This window comes from Vibrio sp. 2096 (assembly GCF_033339595.1).
In the GTDB taxonomy this organism is placed as follows: Bacteria; Pseudomonadota; Gammaproteobacteria; order Enterobacterales; family Vibrionaceae; genus Vibrio; species Vibrio alginolyticus.
This window is the reverse complement of the sequence record NZ_JAWOUX010000112.1, coordinates 1-1,019: the sequence shown is the minus strand read 5'-3', so window position 1 is coordinate 1,019 and position 1,019 is coordinate 1. Positions and strand designations below refer to the sequence as shown.

The window sequence follows — 1,019 nt, the reverse complement described above, 5'->3', positions numbered from 1 at the left end:
ACTAAGTGCGTCTTTCACCATCAAACATTTATCTACCAGCGATTCAGGCACAACGAGATAGCCAAGCCTCAAACCATTAAACATGACTTTACTAAAAGAACCGATGTATAACACTCGCTCGTCTCGGCCCATTTGTGCGGCTAACCCTTGCAAACTGGTGTATGGACGATGTGCAAATTGGAATTCACTGTCGTAGTCATCTTGAAGAATCCAAGCCTCTTGGTTCGATGCCCACTCAATGATTTGTGCTCGCAGCTCAGTGTTTAAAGTCGTCCCCATCGGATATTGGTTACTTGGCGTGATATAGAGCGCGTCTGCAGTACTTTGCGTGACGGAATCAATATCAAAACCCACTTTTTGTCTTACGAATAACGGTTCAAATTGATATTGCTGAAACAGGATCAACTTGCGCATCTGCGCATAACCCGGTTGTTCCATGAGCACTCTACTTCCTGCCGTTAATGTTGCCATGGTGGCGATACACAACGCTTGCTGCGCGCCTGACGTGATGATGATTCGACTAGGCGTGCAGTTCACTGAACGGCTCGACGCTAAGTAATCCGATAAAGCGCATCGAAGCTCCCAGCTACCTTGAATGTCTTGATTGCCTAGCAGACACGTACGGGATAAGTGACGATTGAGATATTTTTGCCACAAAGCGGTTGGAAAAAGCGATAAATCGGGTACACCGGGCGCGAAACTGGCATTCACATCCAACGCCGCTGACGGAAGGTTGGCAGCTTGAGTTGGCAACTTTTCAGGCAAGTATTGTTCTGGCAACTCAACAGCAACAAAAAAGCCTGAACCACGCTGGCTGACCAAGTACCCTTCAGCAACTAACTGTTCGTAGGCAGAAATCACCGTGTTGCGGCTAAGGTTCAACTCTTGTGCCAGTTTACGAGTCGACGGTAGCTTGCCGTTCTTGGGCCAAAGCCCTCGAACAATCTTATCCCTTATTGCAAAAAATACAGACTGCTGGCGCGTACCGCTGCCTGTTTTTACGCACAAATCACCCACAT

1 protein-coding gene is annotated in these 1,019 nt (G+C 47.8%); it reads right to left on the bottom strand.

Features of this window, described 5'->3' with window-relative positions:
- A partial coding sequence (locus R7Q41_RS24425; RefSeq protein WP_318144759.1) for a PLP-dependent aminotransferase family protein occupies window positions 1–1,017 on the bottom strand: 1,017 nt, incomplete at its 3' end.
- Window positions 1,018–1,019 lie beyond the last annotated feature (2 nt).